The sequence below is a fragment of the Staphylococcus sp. GW821-FHT11H10 genome (assembly GCF_058807855.1).
In genome coordinates, this window is record NZ_JBXARC010000002.1 from 65,605 (window position 1) to 92,293 (window position 26,689).

The 26,689-nt window shown below is 34.0% G+C and carries 22 protein-coding genes; 11 read left to right on the forward strand and 11 right to left on the reverse strand.

What is annotated here, in order from left to right; all coding sequences use genetic code 11:
• Positions 1 to 6: 6 nt before the first annotated feature.
• The 3 genes from AC1RRU_RS01870 to AC1RRU_RS01880 form a co-directional block, all read right to left on the reverse strand.
• A complete protein-coding gene (locus tag AC1RRU_RS01870) occupies positions 7 to 2,172 on the reverse strand; it encodes an RNA degradosome polyphosphate kinase (protein WP_049394717.1) in 2,166 nt (721 codons plus the stop codon).
• Between the two features lie 96 nt (positions 2,173 to 2,268).
• Positions 2,269 to 3,810 (reverse strand): exopolyphosphatase, encoded by a 1,542-nt coding sequence (ppx, locus tag AC1RRU_RS01875; protein WP_016930775.1) that lies wholly within the window; start codon positions 3,808 to 3,810, stop codon positions 2,269 to 2,271.
• A 214-nt stretch (positions 3,811 to 4,024) separates the two neighbouring features.
• Entirely contained in the window at positions 4,025 to 5,569 is a 1,545-nt protein-coding gene (locus AC1RRU_RS01880; RefSeq protein WP_016930774.1) for an AbgT family transporter, read from the reverse strand.
• Between the two features lie 268 nt (positions 5,570 to 5,837).
• Between AC1RRU_RS01880 and AC1RRU_RS01885 the strand changes: the two genes are divergently transcribed.
• Complete coding sequence (locus AC1RRU_RS01885; protein ID WP_016930773.1) at positions 5,838 to 6,656, forward strand: SDR family oxidoreductase; 819 nt, start codon at positions 5,838 to 5,840, stop codon at positions 6,654 to 6,656.
• 192 nt (positions 6,657 to 6,848) lie between these two features.
• Here the strand turns inward: AC1RRU_RS01885 and AC1RRU_RS01890 are convergent, their stop codons facing one another.
• Positions 6,849 to 7,925: a M42 family metallopeptidase gene (locus tag AC1RRU_RS01890; protein WP_049426135.1), complete on the reverse strand. Its 1,077-nt coding sequence runs from the start codon at positions 7,923 to 7,925 to the stop codon at positions 6,849 to 6,851.
• 167 nt (positions 7,926 to 8,092) lie between these two features.
• On the opposite strand from AC1RRU_RS01890, the gene AC1RRU_RS01895 reads away from it, so the two are divergent.
• Positions 8,093 to 8,554 (forward strand): YehR family lipoprotein, encoded by a 462-nt coding sequence (locus tag AC1RRU_RS01895; RefSeq protein ID WP_033079732.1) that lies wholly within the window; start codon positions 8,093 to 8,095, stop codon positions 8,552 to 8,554.
• 60 nt (positions 8,555 to 8,614) lie between these two features.
• On the opposite strand, the gene AC1RRU_RS01900 is transcribed toward AC1RRU_RS01895, so the two are convergent.
• Together AC1RRU_RS01900 and AC1RRU_RS01905 are read right to left on the reverse strand one after the other, a co-directional pair.
• A complete protein-coding gene (locus AC1RRU_RS01900; RefSeq protein ID WP_053019513.1) occupies positions 8,615 to 9,901 on the reverse strand; it encodes an O-acetylhomoserine aminocarboxypropyltransferase/cysteine synthase family protein in 1,287 nt (428 codons plus the stop codon).
• Positions 9,902 to 10,174: 273 nt separating this feature from the next.
• A complete protein-coding gene (locus AC1RRU_RS01905) occupies positions 10,175 to 11,752 on the reverse strand; it encodes an FMN-binding glutamate synthase family protein (RefSeq protein ID WP_029376624.1) in 1,578 nt (525 codons plus the stop codon).
• A gap of 188 nt (positions 11,753 to 11,940) precedes the next feature.
• Between AC1RRU_RS01905 and lnsB the strand changes: the two genes are divergently transcribed.
• The 4 genes from lnsB (at position 11,941) to AC1RRU_RS01925 (ending at position 15,205) form a co-directional block, all read left to right on the forward strand.
• Complete coding sequence (gene lnsB / locus AC1RRU_RS01910; protein ID WP_070663187.1) at positions 11,941 to 12,723, forward strand: CPBP family lipoprotein N-acylation protein LnsB; 783 nt, start codon at positions 11,941 to 11,943, stop codon at positions 12,721 to 12,723.
• Between the two features lie 55 nt (positions 12,724 to 12,778).
• Positions 12,779 to 13,579 (forward strand): CPBP family intramembrane glutamic endopeptidase, encoded by an 801-nt coding sequence (locus tag AC1RRU_RS01915; RefSeq protein WP_016930767.1) that lies wholly within the window; start codon positions 12,779 to 12,781, stop codon positions 13,577 to 13,579.
• 176 nt (positions 13,580 to 13,755) lie between these two features.
• Complete coding sequence (locus AC1RRU_RS01920; RefSeq protein WP_011274922.1) at positions 13,756 to 14,418, forward strand: ABC transporter ATP-binding protein; 663 nt, start codon at positions 13,756 to 13,758, stop codon at positions 14,416 to 14,418.
• Positions 14,411 to 15,205, forward strand: a complete 795-nt coding sequence (locus tag AC1RRU_RS01925) for an ABC transporter permease (RefSeq protein ID WP_011274923.1) — start codon at positions 14,411 to 14,413, stop codon at positions 15,203 to 15,205. Before AC1RRU_RS01920 ends, AC1RRU_RS01925 begins: the two co-directional genes overlap by 8 nt.
• A 54-nt stretch (positions 15,206 to 15,259) precedes the next feature.
• On the opposite strand, the gene AC1RRU_RS01930 is transcribed toward AC1RRU_RS01925, so the two are convergent.
• Positions 15,260 to 16,726 (reverse strand): sensor histidine kinase, encoded by a 1,467-nt coding sequence (locus tag AC1RRU_RS01930; RefSeq protein ID WP_011274924.1) that lies wholly within the window; start codon positions 16,724 to 16,726, stop codon positions 15,260 to 15,262.
• The gene (locus AC1RRU_RS01935) at positions 16,716 to 17,396 is read right to left on the reverse strand and encodes a response regulator transcription factor (RefSeq protein WP_011274925.1); all 681 of its coding nucleotides are present in this window, start codon (positions 17,394 to 17,396) and stop codon (positions 16,716 to 16,718) included. Before AC1RRU_RS01935 ends, AC1RRU_RS01930 begins: the two co-directional genes overlap by 11 nt.
• 151 nt (positions 17,397 to 17,547) lie before the next feature.
• Between AC1RRU_RS01935 and AC1RRU_RS01940 the strand changes: the two genes are divergently transcribed.
• Positions 17,548 to 17,778, forward strand: coding sequence for a hypothetical protein (locus AC1RRU_RS01940; RefSeq protein WP_049781270.1), 231 nt, complete (start codon positions 17,548 to 17,550; stop codon positions 17,776 to 17,778).
• 116 nt (positions 17,779 to 17,894) lie between these two features.
• Positions 17,895 to 19,070, forward strand: coding sequence for an MFS transporter (locus AC1RRU_RS01945; protein WP_016930764.1), 1,176 nt, complete (start codon positions 17,895 to 17,897; stop codon positions 19,068 to 19,070).
• Positions 19,071 to 19,245: 175 nt separating this feature from the next.
• Here the strand turns inward: AC1RRU_RS01945 and AC1RRU_RS01950 are convergent, their stop codons facing one another.
• The gene (locus tag AC1RRU_RS01950; RefSeq protein ID WP_033079727.1) at positions 19,246 to 20,595 is read right to left on the reverse strand and encodes a carboxylesterase family protein; all 1,350 of its coding nucleotides are present in this window, start codon (positions 20,593 to 20,595) and stop codon (positions 19,246 to 19,248) included.
• A gap of 128 nt (positions 20,596 to 20,723) precedes the next feature.
• Positions 20,724 to 22,388, reverse strand: a complete 1,665-nt coding sequence (locus AC1RRU_RS01955) for an APC family permease (RefSeq protein WP_011274928.1) — start codon at positions 22,386 to 22,388, stop codon at positions 20,724 to 20,726.
• A 185-nt stretch (positions 22,389 to 22,573) separates the two neighbouring features.
• Between AC1RRU_RS01955 and AC1RRU_RS01960 the strand changes: the two genes are divergently transcribed.
• A complete protein-coding gene (locus AC1RRU_RS01960) occupies positions 22,574 to 23,173 on the forward strand; it encodes a YdeI/OmpD-associated family protein (protein ID WP_011274929.1) in 600 nt (199 codons plus the stop codon).
• Between the two features lie 95 nt (positions 23,174 to 23,268).
• On the opposite strand, the gene AC1RRU_RS01965 is transcribed toward AC1RRU_RS01960, so the two are convergent.
• Positions 23,269 to 24,312, reverse strand: a complete 1,044-nt coding sequence (locus AC1RRU_RS01965) for a 2,3-butanediol dehydrogenase (RefSeq protein WP_011274930.1) — start codon at positions 24,310 to 24,312, stop codon at positions 23,269 to 23,271.
• 431 nt (positions 24,313 to 24,743) lie between these two features.
• Here AC1RRU_RS01965 and AC1RRU_RS01970 point away from each other — a divergent pair, with 431 nt between their 5' ends.
• Both AC1RRU_RS01970 and AC1RRU_RS01975 read left to right on the forward strand, forming a co-directional pair.
• On the forward strand, positions 24,744 to 26,051 hold the full coding sequence (locus tag AC1RRU_RS01970; protein ID WP_016930761.1) for a betaine/proline/choline family ABC transporter ATP-binding protein: 1,308 nt from the start codon (positions 24,744 to 24,746) through the stop codon (positions 26,049 to 26,051).
• Complete coding sequence (locus tag AC1RRU_RS01975) at positions 26,051 to 26,686, forward strand: ABC transporter permease (RefSeq protein ID WP_011274932.1); 636 nt, start codon at positions 26,051 to 26,053, stop codon at positions 26,684 to 26,686. The genes AC1RRU_RS01970 and AC1RRU_RS01975 overlap by 1 nt, the downstream gene beginning before the upstream one ends.
• Positions 26,687 to 26,689: the final 3 nt, after the last annotated feature.

A 26,689-nucleotide genomic window follows, 5' to 3' on the forward strand; every position in this document is an offset into this window, starting at 1 on the left:
TATATGTTATTTCTTTAGAGAACGACGAATACGTTTCATCCAATTCGCACGACGTTTAGATACAACTGGCATACCTGATGGTTGAGCTGAACGTTTTTTAAGTTCTTGTCCATATTTAATTGCTTCTTGCATTAAATAGACTTGTGAATTTAACGGTGATAAGTTATTTTCCACATAGTGATAATGACCATGTTCATCTTGGTAGCGTCCTTTTTGATTATCAGATAATTGTAAGTCCATGAAGTCGACTAGGCGTTTTCCAATTTCTTTATCTTCAACTGGGAATAAGATTTCAACACGCTTAATCATGTTACGTGTCATTACGTCAGCTGATGATAAGTAGATACGTTCATCACCATTGTTGTGGAAGTAATAAATACGAGAGTGCTCTAATAGACGCCCTACGATACTTACTACTTCAATGTTTTCACTTATACCAGGAATACCTGGTTTTAAGCAACAGATACCGCGAATAATGAGTTGGATCTTCACACCGGCTTGTGATGCTTCGAATAACTTTTCAATGATGGCTTTATCAGTAAGTGAGTTCATCTTCATCATAATCTTACCGTTGCCATGTTGAAGGTGACTGCTAATCTCTTTATCTATGCGATCGATAAAGACATCACGAATATCAAATGGTGCTACGATTAATTTATTATATTCTGGTTTTACTGAGTACCCACTTAAATAATTGAAGAAGTTAATGGCATCTTCTGCAATTTGTTCATTTGTAGTGATAATACCCATATCTGTATAGAGTTTCGCAGTCTTGTCGTTATAGTTACCTGTTCCTAAGTGAACGAATGATGTTAATTCGCCACCAATACGTTTAACGACTAAAGCGATTTTACTGTGTGTCTTAAGATGTGTCATACCATATATAACGTGACAACCTGCATCTTCTAACATGCGTGCCCAGTGTACGTTGTTTTCTTCATCGAAGCGTGCTTTCAATTCTACAAGTACGGTTACTTGTTTACCTTTTTCAGCAGCTTCTTTCAAACTCTTAATAATAGGTGAGTCTTTACTAACGCGATACAATGTCTGTTTAATCGCTATTGTATTAGGATCGTCTGCAGCTTCGCGAATAAAGTCAACAATCGGTTCGAAAGATTCGTATGGGTGATGGAAGAAGATATCACGTTTTAATGCAAGTTCATATAAATTATTATTGCCTAAAGAACGTGGAATCTGTGGTGAATATTTTTCATAAGTTAAATAGTTTAATTTATGAGATAGGTGATCGACTAAGCCGAAAATAAATGTTAAGTCTAATGGTCCATTTAAGAAATAAACATCTTGCTTATCAACTTCCAATGTTTCGATAAGCCAGTCTAAATCATCTGGGTTTGCAGTACGACCATCAACTTCTAGACGTACAGCTGAACCACTCTTACGTTCTTTAAGGAAACGTTCGATTTCGATAAGTAAGTCTTCAGCGCCATCCTCATGTATCGTTAAATCGGCATTTCTTGTGATTCTGAATGTGAAGGTATTTAATACTTCATAACCTGTAAATAAATAATTGATAAAATATGTGATGACGTCTTCAACCATGACGACATATTGTTTAGCACCTTCATTATAAGTTAAGAATCTTGGAATGAGTGACGGGATTTGAACGATTGCTGAGTTGATTGCATCTTCAGTATCAATATCTACGAAGATATTTAAACTTTTATTGTTAAGTTTAGGGAAAGGATGATACGCATCAATGCCAAGTGGTGTCAACGTTGGTAAAATCGTTAACTTGAAATCTCTTTCCAATTTGCTTAACAAAGGTTCAGATAATTCGTGTGGTTCACACATCACTATTTCATAATCTTTAAGTTCAATCATTAATTCGTTGTAACGTTCATATTGTGTATCAACATATTTTTTAGCTTTTTCTTGGATGGCATCAACTTGTTCTTGTGGTGTCATTTGTGCTTTGTTTTCTGGTTTGTCGTAGCCCATCTTAACTTGGTCTTTTAAACCTGCAACGCGAACCATGAAGAATTCATCTAAGTTAGAACTAAAAATAGATATAAAGTTTAACTTCTCTAGTAGCGGATTATTTTTGTCATATGCTTCTTGAAGTACGCGATAGTTGAAATCAAGCCAACTTAGTTCGCGGTTGTTGTAGTATTGCGGTAAGCTAATATCATTTTCTCCCAATTGAGTTTGCATTCCAAATACACCTCGTCATTTCCTCAAATATGCGTTATTCTTTTCAATTAGTAAGTAAAAGGCATAACATCCTAAGTTTAAGATAGCATACTTGTTTTAAGATTTTGTAAAGATAATGGAAACATTTCCTTTAAGTATCTTTTCAATATGTTTTTTCTGTCTGTTTGCTTGATATTCTTCTGCAATAGGCTCGCCTTCAGTATAAAAAACAGTTAATTGATAGTCCTCGTCGCCTTTTTTCATTTTCTTCAATTCAACATCGACTACGAAGCTTGTTTGAGAAATATTTAAAGCGTTGATAAATTTAATGATGCCACCGAGTGCTTGAACCGTATCTACTTCTTTATTGCTAAACCAATCTGTTTCTTTGCAATAGAATTTCAATAGTGATTTATTTTTGAAACTGGCGAGTAGCGCTAATTTAACACGGTCTTTATGTGTATAACCGTTAATCATAGAGTTAGCAATGATGTAGTACGTGTGTGGAGAACTTGAATCTGAATCGATAAAGCTACCTAGGTAGTAAATATAAGCGCCTTCTTCAAATAGACGTTGATCGTTATCACTGATGTCTAAATCAGCGATATCAATTAATTGTGATAATAAGGATTTAGCTAATTTAAGACGTGCTTGTGAACTAACATCTTCAATCTTATATTCACGTGCTAAGAAATGAATTGATTCTTTACGTACATTATTTTTATCGAAGACATCAGGGTAGCGTTCACGTACTTGCTTCATGACATACCCCTCACGTAAACCATTTCTAGAGAATGTGAATTGTTTAGCGTCTACAATTTTATACAACGTTTTAAACACTGATACAGCTGGTAAGATGATATCTACACGGTCACGACTTAGGCCGTCAAGGTTGGTTAAATCATCGCGATCACTTTTACGAATGATATCAAAGACTTCATCAATATCTTTATTCGTCATTGTATAATTGTGTACACCGCCAATAGGGTATGAATGTTCGGCTTGATGGATACGAGCTACATTTCGTGCGGAACCACCGACACCTACAAGTGCAACCTCTTGATCTTTCAACCACTCTAAAGATTCAAATTGTTGAGATAGGAATTTCTCCATATCTTTAATGGCGCCTTTGTCGTTATGATCTTTGTCGTTGAAGAACTTTCTTTTAAGTGTTACGACACCGAAAGGGAAACTATGTGATTCAAATAACTCTTTATCTTTAAATAACGTTACTTCAGTTGAACCGCCACCGATGTCGACGGATACTCCATTTTCAATTTCAGTAGTGTGAGTAATTGCGTAGTAACCATAGTAAGCTTCGTCTTCTTCGGGTACGATTTTAATATCAATATCAACTTCATTTTTAACTTCTTTGACAATTTCATCATTGTTTTTAGATTGACGGATTGCGGCAGTAGCAATCGGATGTAATTCAGTTACATTGAATTTATCAGACACAGATTTAAAGCTGTGTAATGCATTAATGAGTACTTTTATGCCTTCTTTACTCATTTTATTATCTTTAGTGAGATATTGGCTTAGTCGTGCAGGCGTCTTAATGTTGAGCAATTCATTAATTCCTGATTCTTTATTAAAGTTAAAAATAACTAATCTGATAGTATTTGATCCAATATCTACTAAACCTATTCGTTCTTCCATCGTGTCCTCCTAAATGACTAGAATAATGTTGATTAAAATACACTTCTATACTTTTATTTTACCGTAATATAATACTTTGAAAAAGGGAGACTGCGATAAATATTTAGTAATTAGTAAAAATTTTGTAAGGGATTACATAAAAAATAAACCTCCTCGGAGATAGAGGAGGTTTGTGCACATCTACATGGCTAAAATATTATGTTTAATTATTATATTATTTCGGAATTTTAACAGGTCCACCTGGTCCTAATGGAATGCCTAGTAAGTACCAAGCGATAACGAATAATGTCCATACGACACCTAACGCAAAGGTGTATGGCATTAAACTTGAAAGTAGGGAACCTAGTTTCATATTTTTATCATACTTTTGCGCGTAAGATAGAATAAGTGGCATATAAGGCATCATCGGTGTGATTGGGTTTGTAATTGAATCACCTACACGATAAATCATTTGAGTAAATGCAGGATGATAACCTAGTAAAATCATCATCGGTACGAAGATTGGAGCCAGAATACCCCACTTAGCCGATGCACTACCTATAATTAAGTTAATAAAACTACTAAGAATAATGATGCCTATAATAAGCACGATACCATTTTGATGTTGAAGTAATTTGGCGCCATAGACTGATACAATAATACCAAGATTGCTCCATTGCAAGAATGCTAATAATTGAGCTGCAAAGAATACGATTAATATGAAAGATCCCATTGAACCAAGAGAGTCACTAATCATACTACCTAAATCTTTCGAGTTCTTGATTTGTTTACTCAAAATGCCATAGACCATCCCAGGAATTAAGAAAATAACAAGAATTACTAAACCAACACCATTAATTAAGGGTGAATCGTCTATGAGACTGCCTGTTTTAGCATTTCTTAACCAACTTCCTTCTGGAATACAACAAATGATTAGGGCAACAATCAGTAAAAGAAATGACATGTTCGCCCAGAATAATGCTTTATTTTCAGTTGGTGTAATATGAGATGATGTTTCCTCGTCTTCATCATAATTTGCTTGACTCGCATCATATTCGCCTAAACGTGGTATAACAACCTTTGTTGTAGTGAAATAGATAACAGGAATTACTAAGATGACACTTGCGGCAATAAAGTACCAGTTCATAGCCACATTAATCTTGACGCTATCTGAAACAATCTTCGTCGCTGGTTCAGTAAATGCATAGACTAATGCATCTTGCATACCAATTAAAAAGTTTGCACCAAAACCACCTAATGAAGAAGCATAGGCCATTGCAAGACCGGCGATTGGGTGATAGCCAATCTTAATAAAGATCATTGCTGCTAGTGGGGGTAAAATGACTGTTGCTGCATCCCCAGCTAGACTTCCTAATATCCCAATTAAAATGATTGTAGGTACAATGATTCGCTTTGAAGCTCGGTTAATAACTGAAATCATTAACTTATCAAAATATCCTGATTTCTCAGCAGCACCGACACCAATCATCACTGCTAATACAAGTCCTAGCGCAGGAAATTCAGAGAAGTTCTTAACGGCATCATTCATAATCATAGCGATACCTTCAGTACTAAGAATACTCTTTATATGTATGGTTTCTCCATTTCCTGGATGTTTCACTGACACATCAAAAAGAGACACAATCCAAGTGATAACGGCTAAGCCAACACACATTAAGAAGAAAAGCATTGCAGGGTCTGGTAATTTATTACCAGCTTTTTCAACACCATTTAGAAATTTATTAACTAAAGATGTTCTTTCTTTTGTATTAGTGGTCATAAAATGCCCCCCTTTGTTAGTTAACTCAAAGTATAACAAACTGATTTTTAAAATATAGCAATTTTCAGAAATTTAAGTATAAGAATTGGTTATTAATGTGATAAGTACAATAATAATTACTTATTAAATAAGATTGGAATTAAATTGTGTGATGAAGCGCTATCATTATGAGCATAAGGTTTGAGGGTGTTTGAAGTGTGGAAGATAAATATTGTATAGATGAGTTAAATTTCATTAAAGAAATTTGAAAATAGGAGTGAAAGCCGTTATGAAACGTTTAGAAAATAAAATTGCAGTCATCACTGGTGCAAGTACAGGTATCGGTCAAGCATCAGCAAAAGCCTTGGCTAATGAAGGTGCACATGTACTAGCCCTTGATATTTCGGATGAATTAGAAAAAACGGTTGAAGAAATAAATCATAATGGAGGTAAAGCTACTGCGTATAAAGTAGACATCTCAGATGATAAACAAGTCCAAGACTTTGCGGATAAAGCTAGAGATGAGTATGGGCGTGTAGATGTTATCTTTAATAATGCGGGTGTAGATAATAGCGCAGGCCGAATCCACGAGTATCCTGTTGAAGTATTCGATAAAATTATGGCAGTGGATATGAGAGGTACATTCTTAGTAACCAAATTCTTATTACCGTTAATGATGGAACAAGGCGGTTCTATTATTAATACGGCATCATTCTCAGGACAAGCGGCCGACTTATATCGTTCTGGATATAACGCTGCCAAAGGTGCAGTCATTAACTTTACGAAATCTATCGCTATTGAATATGGTCGTGAGAATATTCGTGCGAATGCTATTGCACCAGGAACAATTGAAACACCATTAGTAGACAATTTAGCTGGTACTTCAGAAGATGAAGCGGGTAAAACGTTCCGCGATAATCAAAAATGGGTCACTCCATTAGGTCGATTAGGTAAACCTGAAGAGGTAGGTAAACTTGTTGCATTTCTAGCATCTGACGATAGTTCATTTATTACTGGTGAAACGGTTCGAATTGATGGTGGTGTTATGGCTTATACTTGGCCAGGAGAAATGTTAAGTGATGATAGATGGAAGAATTCAGTAGAATAGCAATTAATTGTAATAGTTAAATTAAAATGAAGGTTAATATTATAACCCCAGTCTATGGCAGTAGACTAGGGTTTAGTGACGTCAAATGACGTTAATCTTCATTATATTAAGCACACCACACACTAGTGTGAGAATGCGATATTTTGATGATATGACTTAAACTATCAAATTCATAATATTTTAACTAGTAACTTACCATTTTATTCTCTCATAAGCATCATCATTTAGTGAACGAACGATTTCAGTTACAAGGCGTACTGAATTTTCATAATCATCTGTGTGGAGTACTGACACATTTGAATGCATATAACGTAAGGCAACGCCAATAGAAATTGTAGGTATACCTTCATTTGCAACATGGATACTTCCTGCATCTGTACCACCGCCAGCTGTTGTATCCCATTGCACAGTAATGTAATGTCTTCTTGCAACTTCTTTAATATGTTGACGTAAGCCTTGATGTGCAACATTAGATGCATCCATTAAGATTACTACAGGACCATTTCCTAAAGTCGTCTCACTTCCAAGGTTGTTCATTCCTGGTGTATCGTATGCGACTGCAACATCCACTGCAATAGCGAGGTCAGGTTTGATTTTATTAGCAGCAACTTTAGCACCACGCAATCCAACTTCTTCTTGCACAGTTGCCCCTGCATATAAATCTACACCGATTTGTTCGTCTTTAAGTCTTTTTAAAACATCGATTGCAAGTGCACAACCGTAGCGATTATCGAATGCCTTAGCAGTTAAATATTTGCCATTCGCTAATTCTTCAAATTCACTATAAGGTGTAATCATATTGCCAACTTCGATACCGTGATTTTCAGCATCTTCTTTACTTCGAACACCGATATCAATGAACATATCTTTAATTTGGACAGGCTTCTTACGTTCTTCTGGATCAAGTACGTGTGGTGGTTTTGAACCGATAAGACCACGGATTTCAGTACCATCATCTGTTGTGATAGTTACTTTTTGAGATAACATGACTTGATTCCACCAACCACCAATAGGTTGGAATTTGATAAATCCATTATTATCGATTTTAGTCACGATAAAGCCAATTTCATCTAAGTGGCCAGCGACCATAAGTGATTTTGTTCCATTGTCACTTGCTTTTTTACCGAAGATACCACCCAAACCATCTTCTATAATTTCATCACTTACAGGCTCTAAATATTCTTTCATCTTTGCCTTTACATTGCGTTCATAACCAGCAATGCCATTTACATCAGTCAATGATTTCAATAATTCAATTGATTCTTTCATAAGCACACACTTCCTAACGTCATTATTTACTATCATTGTAGCATGTAGATTTTTGATTTTCTGAAAAAATTGTTTCTAATAAAAATTATCTGGTAATGATATACGTAATAAGATAAAGTAAATGCTATAATTTAATTGAAAAATGACACAGTGGGAAGTAGATGAGTATGATGAAAAAGTTCTTTGTATTGACGATATTAATGGTGTTAAGTGTAAGTATATTAGGAGCGTGTAGTAAGGAACGCTCTAAGACATATGAAGGTGACATGGAAGGGAAGCATGTATTAACGACATTGTCTTATAAAAAGAATAAAGTAGTAAAACAATCAACGGTAACAACATTAAAATATAATGATTTCGGTATGTCTAAGAAAGAAGCTAAGAAGACGTTCCATGATCATCATCAATTGAAAGACCTTAAAGGTGTATCTTATAGCTTAGAAAATAATCATGAAAAATGGGTTGAAACAATCGATATAAACTATAAAAAAGCAAACATCAAAGAAGTCGAGAAGCACTTCTCTTTAATGGCAACATCTAAAAAAGGCAAAAAGGTCAATATGGAAGGGACCGTTAGAGAATTAAAGAAATTAGGCTTTAAACAAAAAAGTAATATGACAGATGAATAATGAATCATAAAAGCTGTAACAACGAGTAATGCTCAAGTCGTTACAGCTTGTTTTTTATGATTAAATAATGCTAAGTGCATCGTTTAAGTCGTTAATAATATCTTCAGCATTTTCAGTACCTATAGATAGACGAACCATTTCAGGAAGTACACCAGATTGACGCTGTTCTGCTTCAGTCAATTGTTGATGTGTTGTACTTGCAGGGTGGATGACAAGTGATTTAGAGTCTCCTACATTTGCAAGTAATGAGAATAGTTGTAATTTATCTACGAAGCGGGCGATATCTTCCACTGAACCATCCACGCCAAATGTAAGAATAGCACCTTGTCCTTTAGATAGATACTTTTTAGCCAAGCTATGATATTTATTGTTTTCAAGGCCTGGATAATTTACCCAAGTGACTTTAGGATGTTGATCTAAAAATTGAGCAATTTTTAAGGCATTTTCAGAGTGACGTTCCATACGTAGATGTAATGTTTCTAAACCAATTAAAAATTCATGAACATTATAAGGCGATACAGCTGAACCTAAATCACGTAATAATTGAACACGTGCTTTAGTGATGTATGCAGCTTCACCTACATCATTCGTATATGAAATGCCATGATAACTTGGATCAGGTTCGACTAATCCAGGGAACTTACCGTTATCCCAATTAAACTTACCGCTATCAACTATAATGCCGCCTATTGATGTACCATGGCCCCCTATAAATTTAGTAGCTGAATGGATAGCAATATCAGCACCATGTTCAAATGGACGACATAAATAAGGAGAAGCAAAAGTATTATCAATGACAAGTGGTAAACCATTATCGTGAGCAATTTGTGCTACCGCTTCAATATCTAATACATCTATAGCTGGATTACCGATTGTTTCAGCATAAATCGCTCTTGTTTTATCATTAATCGCTGCTTTAAAGTTGTTAGGATCACTAGGGTCAACAAAGTGAACTTTAATACCTAGTTTTGCAAAGGTGATGTTTAATAAGTTATAAGAACCGCCATATAGGTTAGACGATGCTACAATTTCTGAACCAGTTTCCACAATATTAAGTAATGCCAATGTAATAGCAGCTTGACCTGAAGAGGTAGCTAATGCACCAACACCACCTTCTAATTGTGTGATACGAGCTTCAAAGACATTCTGAGTTGGGTTCATAATTCGTGTGTAAATATTACCTGGTTTAGCCAAAGAGAATAGGTCTTGGGCATGTTGCGTATCATCAAAGACATAACTTGATGTTTGGTAAATAGGCACAGCACGTGATTTTGAGAATTCATCGATAACTTGTCCGGCATGAATTGTTTGTGTTTCAAATTTCCAATTTGGATGATTGTCTGTCATAAATATTACCTCCAATCAATAGAATATTCTGATAATTTATTTTTAATTATTATACAGCACTTTAAAATGAAATCAAACTGAATTAGTAGGAATTGAAAGGTAGGGGATAGAATTTCTGAACGATATATATAGGGTGTTCAATAAAATCAAGAAATACTAAGCAAGAGAAGGCACTTGATATAAGCACCTTCTCTTTTTAGTCAGCTATTACGAGTATACGAAATAGCTATAAAATATTATTTTGTCCGAACCTAACCTAAATTTGTCATCGAGTTAACGTATTAATTTCAATTTATAGTCAATGATATTTTCTATTGAACCATCAATGCGTTTAATTACAATATGGTCACTTGTAATTTCATTCGGACTTTTGACACCAACTGCGGCTGCAATGTTAAATAGTCCTTCATGTAAACTTGTAATATAGTTCGTTACTCGATATTGCTTTTCATCGACAATGAGTGCTTTTTCTTTCTTAGGATCTGTCGTCGCAACACCCACAGGACATGTATTTAAGTGACATTGTTGACTCATAATACAACCTACACTAATCATCATGCCACGAGCAATATTAACTAAATCGGCACCTAATCCTAAAGCAATTGCTACTTTATCTGGCGTGATTAATTTACCTGAGGCAAAGATTTTCATTTTATCTCTAATTTGATGTTGCTCTAACATACCAGATACGATAGGCAGCGCCGTAAATAGTGGTAAACCGACACCATCTTGTAATTCTTGGAATGTCGCACCTGTACCACCTTCGCCGCCATCAATTGTGATGAAATCCGGGTAAATATTCATATCAACCATCGATTGAACTAGCGCTTCAATTTCTTCAACTTTACTCACTACGATTTTAAAGCCGACAGGTTTTTGACCTAGTTGACGTAGTTTATCTACAAATTGTAATAAGTCTTCAGGTGAGTCTATAAAATCAAATCGGTTAGGTGAATTCACGGTTTTATAGGGTTCGATGTTTCTGATTTTGGCTATTTCTTCTGTAACTTTATTGCCCTCCATATGTCCACCGCGGGTTTTAGCACCTTGTGCGAGTTTAATTTCAAATGCTTTTACCTCTTTATGATTGGCTGTCTTCAGAAATTGCTCGTCGCTAAAGTTGCCATCTTTATCACGGACACCGAAAAGACCTGGTCCGATTTGGAAGATAATGTCGCCACCACCTTTAAGGTGATATTCTGACAATCCACCTTCACCTGTATTCATCCATGTGCCTGCACGAGCTAACCCTTGAGATAATGCAGTGATTGCTCGACCACCAAGTGCACCGTAGCTCATTCCTGATTGACCGACTAGACGTTTGATTTTATATGGATGTCTTAGATTGTTTCCGAGAATAATAGCGTTATCGTCTGTTAAGTAATACGGATCAATATCTGTTTGATCTCTATGTTCATCACGTTGAAATAAACGCTCGTTGTCTACTTTATAGATAAATGTTGAAATCATAGTTTGATTATCAATTTGTAATTCATTACGTTGTAAAGGAAACATTGTATTTCGTATGTAAAATCCATCCTTATACTCTCGTTGTGTTCCAAAACTAGACATTCGAGAGTTGTATTTACCTGCTAGCACAATATTTGTGTACTGGTTTCTTGAAAATGGTTTCCCCTCTGTATCATTAGCAAATAAGTATTGACGTAATTCTGGTCCAATCTTTTCTGCAAAGTAACGTACACGTCCTAGAACAGGATAATTACGTAAGACACTGTGTTGATTCTGCCCTTTATCTTTAAATAGCAACACAAGTACTAAGCCGATTATTGAAAGAATCACAATAAATATCATGATGTTAACAATAAACTGCATAACTGTAAGTATAGAAATCAATTTTATTTCTCCCCCTTTGAACTTTCTACAATTAAAATCATACACCAATGTAAATCTTTTACAATTTAAATTAGGAAGAAATTTTCAATTTCTTAATATTAATAATCTGATAGAATAACAAATGATATATGACATACATGTATTTCGATGATAAAGTATGATGTACAAGATGTAAGAGGTGACCTATGAAAAAAAAGGGAAAGTCATTGAAACAAGAGGGTTTAAGAAATCAATGGGGAAGTCCTGAAGTAGTAAAAAAAGATTTCTTATTAATACCCATTTACATCGTTTTTCAAAATTTAATGCCAATTATTATTGTTTTCGGTGTTCTAGGTGTTCATGCGATGATAACGCAAGACCCGCCACCACTCTATTTATATAATTTGATGTTGAGCGTCAGTTTCGTTATAGCGCAATTTATTGTTATCGTATCATTTTTTGCATTACATAAACTCTATATTGCTGATGTGTCATTTAGACAATTTCGCATTGCTAAACGTAATTACTTACCATTAATAGTTAGTGTGAGTATCAGTGCATTATTGCTATATTATGCTTTTAATTTTGTAGCGCAGAAACTACCTAAACCTTTAAGTTATGATGTAACTCAAGCGCAACTTCGTCTTGAAGGTCTATTCAATCATCCAATTGCAATTGTGTTTACTTTTATTACAGTGGTTGCATTACAACCTTTAATTCAAGAATTAATTTATCGACATTTAATCATTCATGAACTCGGAAAAAAGCTGAATTTGATGGTAGTTATTGTATTGAGTATAGTGATAGAAGTAAGTGTACAGGTATATGACTTGATATCCATCATGGAAGTGATACCGTATTTAATATTATCAATTGGCTCTATCATTATTTACATAAGAAGTGGAAAGAGTTTAGCAGCATCATATCTTTATCATAGCTCTGTACATTTGGTGATATTTATTACTACAATGGTAGAGAAGTTCTTTTAATTTTTGATAATAGTTGAAATTTACATATTCAAAAAGAATAGATAGGGAGAGACTTATGACAAATGAATATGAACATTCGCAAGAAACATCTAAGCATTCACAACTAAACAATGAATTTGCATCAAAACGAATTGTTAAACGTGATTTCTGGCTTATACCAGGCTACTTAATTATTAATATTGTTTTGCCATTGATATTAACAATAGTTGTAATGATTACGATTGTAGCTATTACGGGTCAAACCTCACAAGATCCTTTCATAAAACAATTAATGGGGATTAATCAAATTTTTGTCTTATTAGGACAGTGTCTGTTATTACTATTATTTTATTTAATGCATCGCAAATCGCTTATTCCATTAGCAATTCAACGCTTTAAAGATTTGAAAAAACATATCATACTGATTATTGTTGTTCTCATTGCGATGTATTTGGCACAATTTTTATACGGAAACTTAATAGAATTGCTACCTGAAAAATATCAGTTTAATAATACTGAAAATAATAAACAAATTGAGGAACTCTTTAAGACGAGATGGATTTGGCCAATATTATTTTTAGATATAGTAATCGTTACGCCAATCGTTGAGGAATTACTCTTTAGACATCTCATTATTCATGAACTCGGTAAGAAATTAACATATGGTGCAATGTACGTTGTATCAGTATTAATCTTTGCTGGATTACACGTACTAAGCGCATCATCTCCATTTGAAGTTGGACCATATTTAATTATGGCTATTGGATTTGTTGTTGCGTATCACTATAGTGGTCGTAACTTAGCAATCACCATTACGTTGCATATGATAAATAACTTAATTTCATATTTCTCTATTATTATTTCGATTATTTGGTAATCGATTTACTCCGATTGAAGTGAGATACAGTGAATCAAGAAATGTTAACTTGAATTTGCTTATTTTACTTCTTTTTTTGTTATTATAGATATAAATGATGCTAGAACAGATTAAATAAAAAAGTATTTTAATTTATTTTCCAATAAAAGTAATAGTTAAGAGGAGGTTAGTAACAGATGTTATTAAACATCAAAAATTTATCATATAAAGCGGATAGACGTATGATACTCAAAAATATCAACTTTCAATTAAATGAAGGTGAGGCAGTAGCAATCATAGGTCCATCCGGTAGTGGGAAGAGTACATTTTTAAAGCAGATTAATAATCTAATTAGCCCGACAGATGGGGAACTTTATTTCAAAGATAAGCCATTCAATGACTATCCTCCTGAAGAATTGCGTATGAAGATAAGTTATCTCATGCAACAGAGTCAACTTTTTGGTGAGACGATTGGGGATAACATGTCATTTCCAGCGTTAGCTCGTGATGCGCACTTTGATAAGGAAAAGGCACTCGATTTATTGAAGAAAGTAAACTTAGGTCAGTATGATTTAAACTCTAAGATTGAACATCTATCCGGAGGTGAACGTCAAAGGATTACGATTGCACGTCAACTTATGTATCGTCCGGATATATTATTGCTAGATGAATCTACAAGTGCACTCGACACGCAAAATAAGCACATTATTGAACAAATGATTTTTGACATGGTTAAAGAAGGTGTCGCAGTCTTATGGATTACGCACAGTGATGACCAGAGTATGAGACATTTTCATAGAAGAATAACAATTAGTGATGGTGAGATAACGAAAGAGGAGGCGTTAAATCAGAATGAGTAATACAGCCCTTTGTTTAACTGCATTATTATTATTAATTCCAATCTTTATTTCGTATAAAGAAGGGTTACATATTATTAAAGATTTAGTAGTAGCTTCCGTACGTGCAGTTGTACAGTTAATCATCTTAGGTTTTATATTGCACTATATTTTCAAAATAGATCAAGCATGGATATTAATGTTAGCAGTGCTAATCATTATTATAAACGCATCGTGGAACACAATTAACCGTGCTTCTCCTGTTATGCATCATGTCTTTTGGATTTCATTTATTGCTATATTTATTGGAACTGCCTTACCGCTAACTGCTACTGTATTAGCTGGAGCGATTGATTTCAAAGCAAATGAAGTTATTCCGATAGGTGGTATGTTAGCTAATAATGGCCTTATCGCGATTAATTTAGCTTACCAGAATTTAGACCGAGCATTTGTTAAAGATATTACTGATATTGAATCTAAGCTTACATTAGCGGCCACACCTAAATTGGCTTCTAAAGCATCAATTAGAGAGAGTATACGACTTGCTATCGTACCTACGATAGACTCGGTAAAAACATACGGTCTAGTTTCTATTCCTGGTATGATGACAGGCTTGATTATTGGTGGCGTACCACCATTACAAGCGATTAAATTCCAATTGTTAGTTGTGTTTATTCATACAACGGCTACAATTATGTCAGCGTTAATCGCGACATATTTAAGCTATAATCAATTCTTTAACGTCCGTCATCAATTAGTGGCGCGTAATAGTGCACTTAACGCACCCGATGAAGAAGATGAAGATAAATAAATTAAAAAGTCAGTTTTCACTTGAATCACCAAATGAAAACTGACTTTTAATCTACTATGCTTTGTCCACTAATATGATATGGAAATGTACACCTTGCTTAGATGGTAATAGTGTAATTGAACCATGATGATAATTAACAGCGTCTTTTATGATAGATAAACCGATACCATGTTGAGCTTTATTTGCTTTCGACGTATACGACTGTTTAAATAATGCATCAATATTATCGTGAGGTAAACCTCGACCATCATCCATATAATCAATCATCAAGTTATTTTCAATTTTAGAAAAAGTAATCTTTATGCTAGGGTTGATCTCATTATGATCAATACTATTATTAATTAAATTGATCAGCAGTCTCTCGAAATACAATTTATTACCATAAAATGTTGACCCATCTTCAAAATGAAAGTCGCAAGTTAGGGATTGGTAACCAATAATCTGAGCAATTCGATTAACTGTTGATTGAATAGGGAAGTTCTCTTTATCATGCTTCATCTGATTGGTTTCCATATCAAAGGTTTGATTCAAGCTATCAATCAAATCACTCATAAACGTTGCTTTCTCCGAAATAAGTTGAACATAAGATTGTGACTGTTCATCTGCTTGTATTAGTTTAGAGTAACCATAAATTGTTGTAAGTGGCGATTTTAAATCATGTGAAATTTGACTAATCCATTTCGATTTATAATACGACATTTGATTATGGTAAAACTTATCAGACAGCATTTGTTCATTCAATTTCGACAAAGATGCGTCCAGTTCCGGATATGTTCGACGATTCTTAAATCGTTTACGCTTCGACGTCGGCTGGTGTAGTTTGCCTAGCGACAAATTACCTATCCAGTCAATGTAAAAGGATAACGGTCTTGTAAGACGTTTTGAAATTAACATGGCCGTTAAAGCAACTAAAATGACGTTAGCCATAATAAACGTGATGAAAAGTAAAATATATGTATTCTTACTATCATTGAAAGCTTCTCCAAAGTTATCATTCCACAATATCGTTCTTTGACCTGGATTCTTCACAAATTGAAGTTCATTGTTTGAAATTGAATAGTTGTAATGATTGAAATCTAAAGATGATAAACTATCAAGTAGTTGTGATGTTTTGATTTCATCGCTATTTGTTATTTTAGGTTGTTTCATTTTATTTCTATAGATATAAACAAGATACGTGCCTTCTTTTGATACAACAGAATTCGCATTATTTATGTTATTTAATAGCGTTGGTTTTATATTTGAATTACGTTTCGATTTTGGGTAGAGAATGTCTCCATTTTTACGGACGAAGTATAAATCGACGTTACTCTTTTTGGCTAAAGATTTAAGATTAGCATTGGGTTCTTGAGTAATGCCATAAGTCTCTAAGTAAGTAGGCTCAATCTCATTAATATCCCAATAAATATTTGGTAATACTTTAAAAAACAGTATGATAATTAATGTACATGTGATAGTGAAATTTAGAAGTACAAATATAGTCATATATTTAAGAAATTTTAATGTAAATTTATTGATCATTGCCATCTTCCTTGAACATGTATCCTTTGCTGCGTACAGTTTTAATCATCTTAGGTGAATTAGGAGCCGCTTCAATCTTCTTACGCAAAGTTCTAATATGTACCATCAAAGTGTTATCGTCGACACCTGTATCATATCCCCAAACTTTAGCGTATAGCTGATCTTTCGTAAGTACTTGGTTCTTGTTTTTAACAAGATACGTTAATAAATTATATTCGCGATTCGTAAGGTTGATTGGTTTCTCATTTACACACACTTCCATACTATTAAAGTTAATAGTTAAATCATTATAACGATACATCGACTGACCTTTATCGTTTAAATGTAATGAAACTCTATAGTATAACTCCATAGGGTCAAAGGGTTTCTTAATATAATCAACTGCACCTTGTTCAAAGCCTTTATAGACATCTAAATGTGTTGTTTTAGCAGTCACTACTATGACAGCTGTGTCATTTAAATCAATATATTTCAGTAACTGATAACCATCTTCAGACTTTAAATTTAAATCTAATAATATAACTTGAAAATTGAAGTTCAGTAATTCATATTTTGCATCCTCAATATTATCAACAGATTTAATATGTTGTATCCCTTTTGTACTTAAAGATAATTTCATCAACTCATTAATATCTTTATCATCTTCAATAATGAGCACTTCACCGTTCATTAAAACCACCTCAATATCTATCTTATACAACTTTTTAACATTTAACTATTCCGGTAATTATGATTTAAGGAAAAATTAAGATTAAACTAAGTAGTATTTAATTTAAAAATTTTACTATATAACTAAATCATTTAACGAAGGAGCAAATTAAATGAAAGTTATATCCCAGCTGCTTGGAATTATGATTACATTACTTGCACTATTTAATATACTTAGATTATTAATAAGTCTAATAGAAAGTTATTTTAGTATGAATTTCGGTATTGATTTTTTGTTGCATAATAATTATGTGACTTACGGCGCAATTGCATTACTTGTTGTTTCAGCATTTCTACAAGAACTTATCGAACATCAATACAACAATAATGAAAGTCTCTTTTAAAACATTGGGGAAGAAAAATATAAGTGAATATTATATAATGGAACAGTTACGAAACTTGAAGAACAGTGCGTAGCTGTTTTTTTATGTAAAAAGATTAAATGAAAGGAGTATGAATGATGTCTGTTATGCGGATAGCGACATTTATCATCAGTGTATTTATAGTAGGTATGGTTGAAATGATGGTCGCTGGTATCATGAATTTAATGAGTGATGACTTAGGTGTTTCAGAAGCAATAATTGGACAACTTGTCACACTTTATGCATTAACCTTTGCGATATGTGGACCTATACTTGTTAAATTAACAAATCGATATCCTGCACGTCCTGTATTATTATGGACTTTAGTCATCTTTGTAGTAGGTAATGGAATCATCGCTGTGGCGCCTAACTTTACGATTCTAGTCATTGGACGTATATTATCTTCAGCTGCAGCTTCATTAATCATTGTTAAAGTCTTAGCGCTCACAGCAATGCTAACGATACCTAAGAACAGAGGTAAGATGATTGGCGTTGTCTATACTGGATTCAGTGGGGCAAATGTCTTTGGTGTGCCCATTGGTACGATGATTGGTGATTGGATTGGTTGGCGTTTCACATTCGTATTTATTATTGTTATTAGTCTTATTGCCGGCTTATTAATGTTGAAATATCTTCCAACTACTACGGAACTCAATCAAGCCAATAGAATGTATAATAACGTTTCCGATGATAATCAAGTCACATCTCATATTGTTCGACCAGTTGAGATCATTAAGTTTTTAGCAATTACATTGCTTATTCTAATCGCTAATTCAGTGACGTTTGTATTTATCAATCCACTTATTTTAGAAAATGGTCACTCCATGGGCTATGTATCATTAGCACTACTCGTTAATGGCGTTGCCGGTGTTGTTGGTACATCAATGGGTGGTGTACTAGCTGATAAATTGACTAGTAAGCGATGGTTAATTATTGCTTTCTCAGTATTTATTGTCGTGATGCTAGCCATCAATTTAATTTTATCTACAACAGTACTATTATTAGTTGGACTCTTTATTTGGAATATCGTGCAATGGAGTACGAACCCTGCGATACAAAGTGGTATTATCGAACATGTTGAAGGTGACACAAGTCAAGTTATGAGTTGGAATATGTCTTGTCTTAATGCAGGTATTGGTTTAGGTGGTATTATCGGTGGCCTTGTTGTTTCAAATATGAATGTTGAAGCGGTCACGTTTGTAAGTGCCTTTATAGGTTTATTAGGACTGATTATTGTACTTACATTAAAGAACGTACATTATGCTAAAAATTAATATCATATAACCATTTTAAGAGCCTGGGACATAAATAATATGATGATGCTATTTTGCAAATTCGCAGTAGCTGACTGAACTGAAAATGCGCTTAAATCAAGCTTTTTTCAGTTCTAGTCATCCTTGCGGGGGTGGGACGACGAATTTAAAAAGAATTCTGTCCCACTCCCTTTCTTTATTTATTTACATGTGGTTCTAAGTTGTTTATCGAGTAAGGTTCATAGGGCATGGTGCCTGTTCTAGCGTAATGAACTAAGTCACTTATCATACGTTTGCTTAATTCGAACTCATTGTTTGAAAGTTTAATAGAGTGACCCTGTAGTATATCCATCTTACCGAACCAGAAGACTAAATCTAAAATATGATAAGCACTTGCAAAATGAACATGTTCAGGTCGAGCCCAATCAAAGCGTAACAACCAACGATAAGAATTATTACTCATTTGTTGAAGTAACGTGAATGTTGGCTGTTTAAAATATAATTCCGTCACGACATGTGCTTGTTGTTTTCCAGTTTGAACACGACTGAAATCGACGTGAATATGATTTAATTTCATGACATCAACGAAACGTTGAGGGCTCAGTTTTCGTGATTCATTTCGGATATAACAATCGCCTTCATCTTTCGTATAGCTTAATACAATGGGTTTGTTGAATTCAGTTAGAGGCCTACACATCTTGCTATCTTTAATCGGTTGATATATCAATTCTAAGCCTTTAGATTTGCCACGTGCTTCCGCGTCATATGCCATTAATTGTAGAATTGCTTGATCATCTAAATCGTTTATACTTTTTCCGGAAAAGTGTTGTTGCATTAAATCATCAAAATGTTGTGCTTTCATCATGCCAGTTTTTGCTGAATCTAACTGCAATATGCCACTTAATAACATCACTTGATGATAATAGTGGTCAAGTTGTGGTTGCTGCATCAATGCTTGAATACTCATACTGCCTGCTGATTGACCCCATAATGTAACATTGTCAGGATCTCCACCAAAATACTTAATAAAATGTGCAACCCACTTTAATACCGCAATTTGATCAGACAGACCGTTATTTTTATCGTAGTGCGCGTTAAAGTAAGACCAATCTAGAAATCCCAATGCACCTAATCGATAGTTGAACGTAATCACAATGACATCATATTGCTCAACAATATGTTCTGGAGTATATAATTCTGCTGAACCATGACCATTTATAAAGCCACCACCATAAAAGTAAATGATTACAGGTTTCTTTGCTTTGCCAGTAGATTGACGCCAAATGTTTAAATGTAGGCAATCTTCATTAGGTTGAAATTTCTGTTTCGTAGTTGAAAAGAAAGTTTCTAATTTATTGAATGGTTGTGGAGGGATTGCTCTGAATTGTGTAGCATCAACCAATGTATCATAACTATAGATAGGACTAGCGTGTTTAAAACGACGATGTCCAATAGGGGGATATGCATAAGGAATGCCTAGAAATAAATCTAAATTCTTATGTGTCAAACCTTCGAAAGAACCATATTTCGTATTAATTATTACCATCAGATTATCACCCAACATTTATCAATTACTTTAACTATAGCATTATTTTATAAGTTGAAAGATATTGAATACTGTTCTATTCTAAAAAAAACCTAAGTATGAACGTAGTCACACTTAGGTTTACAATATTAATCATTATGTTGTTGGATTGCTTCTTTTCTTTCAGGTTCCTGTTGTTCTGCTTCCAATGTATCTTCTTTCATTTGTTTATTAATCTTCTTAGCGCGTTTGTAATATACACTCTTGAAGTGGCTTGTAATACCAATTCTATAAAAGACAAGTGCTAAAACAATTATAACTAGGAAATCGTAAGGGTAGTGTATTAGGTTAATACCTTTAAACTCTTTACTACCGATAAATGACATACAAGCTAATAAGATTAAGTAGACAATAATCCACATACTTCCACCGATTTGTTTTTTAGTGTTTTTCCAATTCATTTTATATTCATAGAAGAAATAAATTGGTAATCCTAAAATAATAATCAATATAACTTCAGCTGTGGTTGGCCACATCGCCCAATAAATTGCTAATGAAGCAAGTACAAAAGATAATGGCGCCATTACTTTTAACATCGTGCCTCGGAATGGTCTGTGTAATTTAGGTCCCATTTCACGTAACGACATTACCGTAGTTGGTCCTGTTAAGTATGCGACTAATGTTGCTGTTGAAATAACAGCGGCTAATACACCCCAATCACGGAATAAGGTCACCATAACCATACTGATGATCGCATTAAATACGATGGCTACACGTGGAATATTATAAGTTGTATTAATTTTACCTAAGAACTTAGGAATATGACCATTACGTTCCATTGCATTTAATACACGACCAGTAATCGCAACAAATGATACGCCTGTACCAAATGGTGAAACAACCGCTTCGATGTATAGCAAAATAGCTAACCAGTTGATACCTAATAAGATTGCCATGTCTGCGAATGGTGAATTGAAGTTGATACCACTCCATCCATGCTCATGAATCATTGATTGTGGCATAGATGTAATAAATGTACTTTGTAGTATGATGTACAGAATTGCGCTCAACGTTAATGAAATTGCAATTCCACGTGCAATATTCTTTTCAGGATTTTTAATTTCAGATCCCATATTAATGATTGTTTGGAATGCATTAAATGAGAAGATGATTCCTGATGTTGTTGTTGCTGCAAAGATTGGTGCGCTACCGTACGGCATAAATTCGCCAATAGATGAACCGTAGTTACTAGTGTCGAAACCTGAAAGCATTAACATGATGATTGTTAGTAACGGTACACCTAATTTAAAGAACGAAATTAAACTAGTGAAAGACGTTAATAATTTAACTGACCAATAGTTTAATAAAGAAAAAATAATGATAATGACATAGACAGCGAATAATCCTGTCGTACTGATTGAACCATTATGCATTAATGCAGAAGTTGGTTTTGCCCAATCCCATGGCCATGAACTGATGTATTGTACAGCAGATACTGCTTCAATTGGAATGATAGTAACTAATGATACCCAGTTTGCCCATGCGGCAATAAATCCTAACAATGAACCGTGTGAGTATTGAGCATAGTTACTCATACCACCAGATTGCGGAAACATTGTTCCTATTTCGATATAGTTATAAGAAATCGTTCCTATAACTATAAACCCGATAATCCAAGATAAAATGGCTGCAGGACCAGCTGCAGAAGAAGCTTCCCATGCACCAAATAACCAACCTGAACCAATTAAACTTCCTAGTCCTAATAATACAAGTTGGACCAGATTGATCTTACCTTCGTTATTATTTTGTCCCATAAATACTCCTTTATGTTGTTTTAATATTCATCAAAAATGATACGTTATAATTATACGCTTATCATTTCATTAGTCAATTCATGATTTTGTAAATTTACAAATGATTGTGTAATTAATAGTTATTTATTGACTTAAATAATATAATGATTGTATTGTTATCAAACTAATGATATGAGGTGACTAAGGTGCCAGAGAAACAATCCGATAAACAGGTATTAGCTTTTTTAGAAAAAGAAAGTCAATGGAAGGAATCTTATCAATATTTAAGAAATTTAATATTTGATGAGTCAGAATTAGAAGAAGCATATAAATGGATGCATCCAACATATACCATTAATGATAAAAATGTTATAACGATTCATGGTTTTAAACATTATGTAGCGTTACTATTTCATAAAGGTGCAATTATAGAAGATAAATATGAAACGCTAATTCAACAAACAGAGCGAGTTCAAGCAGCAAGACAGATACGCTTTAAAACACTGGAAGAAATTAAAGAACGTCGAGATGAAATTTTATATTATATTAATGAAGCCATTGAAGTTGAAAAGGATGGCAAGAAAGTTGAAATGAAGAAGACAGAGGACTATGAAATACCTGAAGAATTACAGCAAGCATTCAATGATAATCCTAATTTAGAAGAGGCATTTTACAAATTAACGCCTGGTAGACAGCATCAATACATATATCACATTTCACAAGCTAAGCGTAGTCAAACAAGACAAAGCAGAGTTGAAAAATATATTGATCATATTCTTGATGGTAAAGGGATGCACGATAAATAGATTTAGAATGAAAGAAGCATTTAATCAACATCGCTAAAGATGAAGATTAAATGCTTTTTAAATGATGTTAACAATAGTTCAAATTAGATAGTCAATTAACCATTTAATTTAACTAAAATTTTAGCTTGAGATTTATCGTTTACTAATTGTTCGAATCCAGATTCAACAATGTTTTCTAATTCGATTTCATCTGTTACTACGCTCTTAACATCTAAACTACCGTTCGCAATTAAATCAATTGTTTGTTGGAATGTAGTAGGAGAGTATGCAATTGTAGAAGTTAATTGAACACCTGAGTTAGTTAATAACATTGGATCGAAATCTACTGCATGAGCAAAGATTGATACGATGACAACTGTACCTCTTGGACGCGTAACTTGTACAGATTGAGATAATGTTACACCAACACCAGCAACTTCAAATGTAACATCTACACCATTTTCTGTATGTTCGTTAATAAAGTCTACAGGATTTGTATTACCAGAGTTAACTACATGCGTAGCGCCGACTTCTTTAGCTTTAGCTAAACGTTCTTCAGATAAATCAAATACGAAGATTTTACTTGCACCAGCTGCTTTAGCTGCAACAATTGTTAATAAACCAATTGGGCCAGCACCAAATACTGCTACTGTATCACCAAATAATAATTTACCTTCTTTAACTGCTTGAACCGCAACTGCAGTAGGTTCTACTAAAGCACCTTCTTTATCAGATACACTTTCAGGTAATGCATATACATTTTCTTCTGGCGCATTTGTAAATTCGGCAAAGCCACCATCAGAGCCTAAACCGATAAATGAATAGCCATCATATAAATCAACGCTTTCATCTTTCTCGTGTTTAGATACAGTTGGGTTAACAACTACGCGGTCACCTTTTTTATATTTAGTAACGTCTTTACCAACTTCTTCAACAACACCAGCAAACTCATGTCCTAAAGTAACAGGTGCTTTTTGTCCAAGTAGTGGATCAGGTTTATCTGTAGAGATGAAGACTGGTCCTTCTAAGTATTCATGTAAATCAGTTCCGCAAATACCTGCCCATGAAACTTTTACTTTAACTTCATTGTCTTTTAATTGCTTAGGTTCACGATCTTCCACGCGAACATCTTTTTGACCATACCATACTGCTGCTTTCATTTTTACAACATCCCTTCAATAAATACTTATTACACCTATAGACTAATACTATTAATTTTGGAATGCAATTTTGAATTCAGCTTCAAATTATTTACTTAGAAAAGTTTGACAATTTGATGAATTTTATTGTGAGCAACTTTATTTTCGACAGTTTTTTAACTTGATCATGCTTGAAACAACTTTAAAAAAATGTAATTGTGAATTTTTTTAATCTTTTCATATAAGAAATGTTTCAAAAAATTATATAGGGTATATAGATATAAAAGATGGAAAAAGCTTGAATTATATTGAAATTGAATTAATTAAAATTTTATGAAGCAAAGGCCATGAGGCTCTTGTTTAACTTATTACGTATTTGTTTAACAATGGGACTACTGGCCTTTTTGTTTTATGAGCTTTTTTATCTGGCAACAATAGGAAGGAGCAATATAATGACGCTAAGTATTAAGAACTTAACAAAAATTTACTCTGGCAATAAAAAAGCAGTAGATAATATTTCATTAGATATTGAATCTGGTGAATTTATTGCCTTTATTGGGACAAGCGGTAGCGGTAAAACGACAGCTTTACGAATGATTAACCGAATGATTGAAGCCACTGACGGCACAATTGAAATGAATGGGAAGAATGTTCGAAATATGAATCCAGTTGAATTACGTAGAAGTATTGGCTATGTTATTCAACAAATTGGATTGATGCCTCATATGACCATTAGAGAAAATATTGTCTTGGTACCAAAGTTGCTTAAATGGTCTAAAGAGAAGAAGGATGCTAAAGCAAAAGAATTAATCAAGTTAGTAGACTTACCTGAAGACTATTTAGATCGTTATCCATCTGAATTATCAGGTGGTCAACAACAACGTATTGGTGTCGTACGTGCATTAGCTGCAGAGCAAGATATCATCTTAATGGATGAACCTTTTGGTGCATTGGATCCAATTACGAGAGATACTTTACAGGATTTAGTTAAAGATCTTCAAAAGAAATTAGGGAAAACATTTATTTTCGTGACACATGATATGGACGAAGCGATAAAGCTCGCAGACCGTATTTGTATCATGTCTAAAGGGAAAGTTGTTCAATACGATACACCGGATAATATTCTTAGAAATCCTGCCAATGATTTTGTTAGAGAATTTATTGGACAGAATAGATTGATTCAAGATCGTCCGAATATGAGAACGGTTGAAGATGCGATGATTAAGCCTGTTACGGTAAATGCCAACGACACTCTTAATGATGCAGTCAATGTTATGCGACAAAGACGTGTTGACACAATATTTGTAGTCAACAATCATCATCATTTACTTGGATTCCTAGATATTGAAGATATTAACCAAGGGTTACGTCAACGTAAGGAATTAATTGATACAATGCAACGAGATGTTTACAAAGTCCATATTGATTCTAAATTACAAGACTCCGTACGTACGATATTAAAGAGAAATGTTAGAAACGTACCAGTCGTTGATAATGACAATGCACTTATAGGTCTAATTACACGTTCTAATCTTGTTGACATTGTCTATGACTCTATTTGGGGTGAAGAAGATGATGAGATGACATTGTCTGATTCGCACATGAATGATGTCGAACGTGAAAATGAGTTAGGTAACATTGAAAAAAATGAACATGCCGAAGACCGTCATAATGACGCTACATCGAAACAAAAAGATGTTACAGATAGATTAGACACACATGATGTGAAGGATTCTGACCATTCGGGAGTTGATCGTTAATGCGCCAATTTTTCCAAGAATATGGAAGCCAACTCGTATCGAAAACGATAGAACACTTTTACATATCAATTATCGCGTTATTAATTGCGATTGTAGTTGCGGTTCCGTTAGGCATTTTATTATCTAAGACGAAACGTATTGCAAATGTAGTGTTAACGATAGCGGGTGTGCTTCAAACAATTCCGACGTTAGCAGTATTAGCCATTATGATTCCAATCTTTGGTGTAGGTAAGACGCCAGCAATTGTCGCATTGTTCATTTATGTATTGTTACCAATTTTAAACAATACAGTTCTGGGAGTACAAAATATTGATAAGAATATCATCCAAGCTGGAACAAGTATGGGTATGACTAAGATGCAGTTAATGAAAGATGTCGAATTGCCATTAGCCTTACCACTTATAATTAGTGGTATACGTTTATCAAGTGTATACGTAATCAGCTGGGCTACATTAGCTAGTTACGTTGGCGCTGGTGGACTCGGTGATTTAGTCTTTAACGGATTAAATTTATATCAGCCACCAATGATTATTAGTGCTGCAATTCTTGTAACGTGTCTGGCTTTACTTGTCGATTTCATACTTTCTTTAATTGAAAAGTGGGCCGTGCCTAAAGGGCTTAAAGTATCTAGATAAATA

Bases quoted from the DNA above. Each gene is read 5' to 3' on its own strand.
- AC1RRU_RS01870 (WP_049394717.1), bottom strand. From the start codon at position 2,172: ATGCAAACTCAATTGGGAGAAAATGATATTAGCTTACCGCAATACTAC.
- ppx (WP_016930775.1), bottom strand. From the start codon at position 3,810: ATGGAAGAACGAATAGGTTTAGTAGATATTGGATCAAATACTATCAGA.
- AC1RRU_RS01880 (WP_016930774.1), bottom strand. From the start codon at position 5,569: ATGACCACTAATACAAAAGAAAGAACATCTTTAGTTAATAAATTTCTA.
- AC1RRU_RS01885 (WP_016930773.1), top strand. From the start codon at position 5,838: ATGAAACGTTTAGAAAATAAAATTGCAGTCATCACTGGTGCAAGTACA.
- AC1RRU_RS01890 (WP_049426135.1), bottom strand. From the start codon at position 7,925: ATGAAAGAATCAATTGAATTATTGAAATCATTGACTGATGTAAATGGC.
- AC1RRU_RS01895 (WP_033079732.1), top strand. From the start codon at position 8,093: ATGATGAAAAAGTTCTTTGTATTGACGATATTAATGGTGTTAAGTGTA.
- AC1RRU_RS01900 (WP_053019513.1), bottom strand. From the start codon at position 9,901: ATGACAGACAATCATCCAAATTGGAAATTTGAAACACAAACAATTCAT.
- lnsB (WP_070663187.1), top strand. From the start codon at position 11,941: ATGAAAAAAAAGGGAAAGTCATTGAAACAAGAGGGTTTAAGAAATCAA.
- AC1RRU_RS01915 (WP_016930767.1), top strand. From the start codon at position 12,779: ATGACAAATGAATATGAACATTCGCAAGAAACATCTAAGCATTCACAA.
- AC1RRU_RS01920 (WP_011274922.1), top strand. From the start codon at position 13,756: ATGTTATTAAACATCAAAAATTTATCATATAAAGCGGATAGACGTATG.
- AC1RRU_RS01925 (WP_011274923.1), top strand. From the start codon at position 14,411: ATGAGTAATACAGCCCTTTGTTTAACTGCATTATTATTATTAATTCCA.
- AC1RRU_RS01930 (WP_011274924.1), bottom strand. From the start codon at position 16,726: ATGATCAATAAATTTACATTAAAATTTCTTAAATATATGACTATATTT.
- AC1RRU_RS01935 (WP_011274925.1), bottom strand. From the start codon at position 17,396: ATGAACGGTGAAGTGCTCATTATTGAAGATGATAAAGATATTAATGAG.
- AC1RRU_RS01940 (WP_049781270.1), top strand. From the start codon at position 17,548: ATGAAAGTTATATCCCAGCTGCTTGGAATTATGATTACATTACTTGCA.
- AC1RRU_RS01945 (WP_016930764.1), top strand. From the start codon at position 17,895: ATGTCTGTTATGCGGATAGCGACATTTATCATCAGTGTATTTATAGTA.
- AC1RRU_RS01950 (WP_033079727.1), bottom strand. From the start codon at position 20,595: ATGGTAATAATTAATACGAAATATGGTTCTTTCGAAGGTTTGACACAT.
- AC1RRU_RS01955 (WP_011274928.1), bottom strand. From the start codon at position 22,388: ATGGGACAAAATAATAACGAAGGTAAGATCAATCTGGTCCAACTTGTA.
- AC1RRU_RS01965 (WP_011274930.1), bottom strand. From the start codon at position 24,312: ATGAAAGCAGCAGTATGGTATGGTCAAAAAGATGTTCGCGTGGAAGAT.
- AC1RRU_RS01970 (WP_016930761.1), top strand. From the start codon at position 24,744: ATGACGCTAAGTATTAAGAACTTAACAAAAATTTACTCTGGCAATAAA.
- AC1RRU_RS01975 (WP_011274932.1), top strand. From the start codon at position 26,051: ATGCGCCAATTTTTCCAAGAATATGGAAGCCAACTCGTATCGAAAACG.